The organism is Streptomyces sp. NPDC051776 (assembly GCF_040681345.1).
GTDB lineage: Bacteria > Actinomycetota > Actinomycetes > Streptomycetales > Streptomycetaceae > Streptomyces.
In genome coordinates this window covers 1-3,812 of record NZ_JBFAYQ010000126.1, presented here as the reverse complement: position 1 = coordinate 3,812, position 3,812 = coordinate 1, and the positions used below count along the sequence as shown (strand labels likewise).

Annotated in this window: 5 protein-coding genes; 2 read left to right on the top strand and 3 right to left on the bottom strand. The window is 65.1% G+C overall.

Features of this window, described 5'->3' with window-relative positions; translation table 11 throughout:
• Nucleotides 1–406: 406 nt before the first annotated feature.
• From AB0M26_RS31490 to AB0M26_RS31480, 3 genes are all read right to left on the bottom strand, one after another.
• A complete protein-coding gene (locus tag AB0M26_RS31490; protein ID WP_365266374.1) occupies nucleotides 407–1,066 on the bottom strand; it encodes a hypothetical protein in 660 nt (219 codons plus the stop codon).
• Between the two features lie 233 nt (nucleotides 1,067–1,299).
• The gene (locus AB0M26_RS31485; RefSeq protein ID WP_365266371.1) at nucleotides 1,300–1,467 is read right to left on the bottom strand and encodes a hypothetical protein; all 168 of its coding nucleotides are present in this window, start codon (nucleotides 1,465–1,467) and stop codon (nucleotides 1,300–1,302) included.
• Between the two features lie 54 nt (nucleotides 1,468–1,521).
• On the bottom strand, nucleotides 1,522–1,998 hold the full coding sequence (locus tag AB0M26_RS31480; protein ID WP_365266368.1) for a methyltransferase domain-containing protein: 477 nt from the start codon (nucleotides 1,996–1,998) through the stop codon (nucleotides 1,522–1,524).
• A 562-nt stretch (nucleotides 1,999–2,560) separates the two neighbouring features.
• On the opposite strand from AB0M26_RS31480, the gene AB0M26_RS31475 reads away from it, so the two are divergent.
• A complete protein-coding gene (locus AB0M26_RS31475; protein WP_365266377.1) occupies nucleotides 2,561–3,223 on the top strand; it encodes a DUF4232 domain-containing protein in 663 nt (220 codons plus the stop codon).
• A gap of 189 nt (nucleotides 3,224–3,412) precedes the next feature.
• On the top strand, nucleotides 3,413–3,694 hold the full coding sequence (locus AB0M26_RS31470; RefSeq protein ID WP_365266365.1) for an alpha/beta hydrolase: 282 nt from the start codon (nucleotides 3,413–3,415) through the stop codon (nucleotides 3,692–3,694).
• Nucleotides 3,695–3,812: the final 118 nt, after the last annotated feature.

Below are 3,812 nucleotides of genomic sequence, written 5' to 3'. Positions count from 1 at the left end.
GACTGCACAACCTCGCCCTCGCCGGATAGAGAACGGCCCGTGAGCCGCAGGACCATCTCCACCCACCCCAAGATCAACTTACGGGACAACCTTTAAGGTCAGTCTTCAAACGGATCTTGCCCACAGTAGGAACGACACGAGTGTGACCGCCGCCTCGTAGGAGGCGGCGATCTTCTCGTAGCGAGTTGCGATGCCGCGGAACCGTGATGGAGTCGCTCGTGGCGAGCGTGTTGGAGCAGAAGATCTCGAACGCGGGAGGCTTTCGCCGCGTGGCGTCGACTGCTGCGATAACGGGGAGGTTCCGCCCGGACCGGCCCCGGGCGGTATGCGTCGAAGGGAACGGGGCCGGCCCGCGTGTGGTCGCGGACTTGAGGGCCCGCTTGGGCCGGCGCCGGGTACCGATGGGTCAGCCGACGGAGCTCGGCACGTCGACGGTCACCTTGATCTGCGTGTTCTGACTGATGTCGAACTTGATCTTCTGGTCGCCCTTGGTCGCCGTGGAGATGCCTTCCGTCGAGGTGCCGCCGTCCGGCCGGGTGTCCCAGCCGGCCTCATTGAGTTCCCGCACGTAGCCCTTGAGCGAGATCATGTTGTTCTGGCCGGCTGGCAACTTGTAGGTAAGGGTCAGCGTGTCATCGTTCTTGCTTGTGACCGAGTTGACTTCGCCTTCGGAGGGAAGCGGGGGCGGCGTGTCCGGGTAGAGAATGTCGAGCGCCAATGAACCCTTGATGTTGCCCCCGGCGTACACCTTCTGGTTTCCTCGCGCCAACATGTCCTCCGGGCCCGACACGTAGCCGTTGTCCGAGAATTTCTTCACGTACGCCTTGAGCTCGTCCTTCATGGTTTCGGTGGGTTCGAAGCGCAGGCCGATGACCTTCTCCTCCTCCTGAGAGGATGCGCTCATGATCTCCGCTCCGTCGGGAAGGGGAAGGGCGACCGGCCTGCTGGTGTCCTTTGCTTCGCCTGACGTGTTGTCGCCCTCGTTCTCGTTGCACGCGGACAGCGAGACGGTGAGTGCCGAAACCAGCAGAAGCGCCGGCACCGCCCTACGAATACGCAGACGCATACGGGTCGTTCTCCCTCGATCGTGTTCTTCAAGCATCCGTGCGAGGTTGCTGATGGATGCATCCGGCAACAGGACCCGGATGTTAGTTAGTTACCGGAACCACCCGCAATGGGCACGCATTACTCAGAAGTAGAGAACTGATCAACCCTCAGCGCGCCCTGCGCGGCGCTTTCATGAGGGAACACGGCCCCGGCATCTCGTCGATGCCGGATCCGATTCCCAATGAGCAGGAATTACTCAGAAGTAAGCCAGTCGGCGAGCCCGCCTTGGCAGGCCAGTGTCAGTCCGTTGCTGAGGGCGGACGGGGTCGCCCACGACGTAGCACCGTCGTGCAGCCCAGCGTTGATGCCGTCGGCGTCCACTGCGGTGACGATGTCCACCTCGGGCAGTGCGGCACGCAAGCGAACTTCAGGTGCCTGTTTCTCCCGCAGCGGGCCCAGGTCCCGCAGCACCGTTTACTGGACCACGACTTCACCCTCACTCGGACGTGGCGAAATCTCCGCCCGGCACCCCCTCGGCGTGCGGGCATGAAGTGGGCCAACCCCTGGACCCAGCCGCTGGCCGAACCCCAATCCGTGGCGACCGTCAGCGCCACATGCGCCAACCGGTCCCACGGGGGTGACGATCCGCCCGCCCGGACGCGTCTGCTCCGCCCACGTCCACGGAACCGCCTCGACCGCGTAGGTGGCCATCACCCGGTCATAGGGTGCGCTCTGCGGCCAGCCGGCCGCACCGCCCCCGACCTCGAGTTCCACACCCGCGCGTACCGACTGCAGGCGCTCTCGTGCCTCCGCGGCGAGATCGGGGTCGGTCTCGACACTGATCACCCGTCTCGCTCCCGCACGGTGGGCCAGCAGCGCTGCAGTCCGGCCCGTTCCGGCCCCCCAGGGCACGCCGCTCGGGCTCGAGGGCAATACAACTAAACAATCCATTCCCGTACACCCCGGGCCTGGTCAGTCTCGGGGGCCACTGCCTGGCCGAGGTCGCTTTGGAGGGCATCGCAGTAGGCGCGGATGCGTACGGCTCTCCTCCACTTGCTCGCGCAGCGCGGTCACACGCTGTGCCTCGGTGTGATCCGCGCGCGCCCGGTCCAGTCGCTGCTTGCCAGCGCCGCTGGATTTCTTCTTCTTTCTGTTGTCGTGCGCGGTCTCGCTCCGCGTTGACTTCCGCGCGTTGTGGCACCGGGGCGGCGGTCAGGGAGAGCTGCCGCAATCTTCCCAGGATGGTTACGTCGTGAACGTGGGGTGGGGTTTGTCGCCGGCGTGCCACAGAGCTGCTACACGTTTGTCGCCGGGGGAACGGCCGCGACTTCGAAGGCATGTTGCCGTATCACCGCTGATGTGGAAGGGCGGTGGTTGATACGCGGTACTCAGGTCATGGATGCCTCTGGCTTGTCTGACGTCTGATGTCTAGCTTGCGTTGGTGGCGGTGAGTTGGCATCGCCTGCGGCGGTGACTCGAGCCCCGCCGTACTTTGCAGGCGTTGAGGAGAACCATGCACATGCGGCTACGTACTCGATCCGTCGTCCCGGCGATATGGCTGGCTTCGGCGCTCATGGTTTCGCTTTCGGCGTGCGGTCCGGAGGAAGAGACTGATGGCTCGGGGAAGTCGGCGAGCAGCGCGTCGACTCCCAAGGGCGACGGCTCCCAGGGGGGTGGCAACGGCTCGTCAGGCAGCGGGTCCTCGTCAGGTAGTGCCTCCTCGACCGGTGGGTCGGGCGGCGGCACGTCGGACGAGGCCGGTGCTCCGCAGTGTGAACCGAGCCAACTCGAGTTCAAGTTCACGCCGGTCGATCGGCCGGTCAACTACGTGGTTCTCGAGGCGAAGAACAGCGGCACTTCCTCCTGCCGGATGCCCAAGGCGCACCCGAGCGTCACCTTTTCCCTGGACACGGGCGAAACGGCGACCTTCACCACCAACGTCGGGGAGGCCTCCGGCGAACGGGTGACGCTGTCCGCCGGAGACAGCGCCTATGCCGGCATGATGACGGCGCGGGCTGACGCCGAGGAGTCGGAGATCTATGAAGTGACCGGCGTCGCCGTGTTCCTGGAGGAGGAAGGTAAGGGCAAGGAGTTCGCCGTCGACACGATGTACATCGCCGACCCCCAGCTGAGCGCCTGGTTCGGCGACTTCCAAGAAGCCTTGGACGCCGGCTGACGAGGTGCCCCCAGGCGGTCAACTTGAAGTACGCGCCGTCGAACGTTGTGCTGTTGTCGACGTCGCCGAAGACGGGCCCGTCCCAGGAGATCTTGGCCTTGGCATAAACGTAGAAGCCCAAGCGCTTCGCGCAGATCCTCGTGGTGACATCCCAGTCATCTGCCCACGGGCACGTAGTTGGCGGTGTCGATGGAACTCTTGCTCGTGGTGCACTTCGCCACTTACGACCCCGCCACCCCATACCAGTCCGCCCAAGCCATGGTGCGGCAACTACACGACGCCCGCCTGCTCACCCTCGACGGATACGGTCACACAGCCCTGGAAAATCCAAGCAGTTGTATCAACGCACACGCGGCCCGGTACTTCCTCACCGGCGCGCTACCCCCCGTGGGCGCCAGATGCACACAAGACGTCCCTCCATTCACCACACCATCCCGGGCCACCCACGCGGGCACCATCACGGTCCGCTGATCGGATCGGCAGGGTTCCCCCCGCCCCGTTATCTTCTTCGCGGTTCCGCAAGGGGACCGCCGGCCTCCGGGTCCGGCATGGCTGTTGCCCCCTGTCGATGGGATGACCTGGGGGGTGG

Coding starts and splice junctions, on each gene's coding strand:
- AB0M26_RS31470 (WP_365266365.1), top strand. CDS start 3,413: ATGGAACTCTTGCTCGTGGTGCACTTCGCCACTTACGACCCCGCCACC.
- AB0M26_RS31490 (WP_365266374.1), bottom strand. CDS start 1,066: ATGCGTCTGCGTATTCGTAGGGCGGTGCCGGCGCTTCTGCTGGTTTCG.
- AB0M26_RS31475 (WP_365266377.1), top strand. CDS start 2,561: ATGCACATGCGGCTACGTACTCGATCCGTCGTCCCGGCGATATGGCTG.
- AB0M26_RS31480 (WP_365266368.1), bottom strand. CDS start 1,998: ATGGATTGTTTAGTTGTATTGCCCTCGAGCCCGAGCGGCGTGCCCTGG.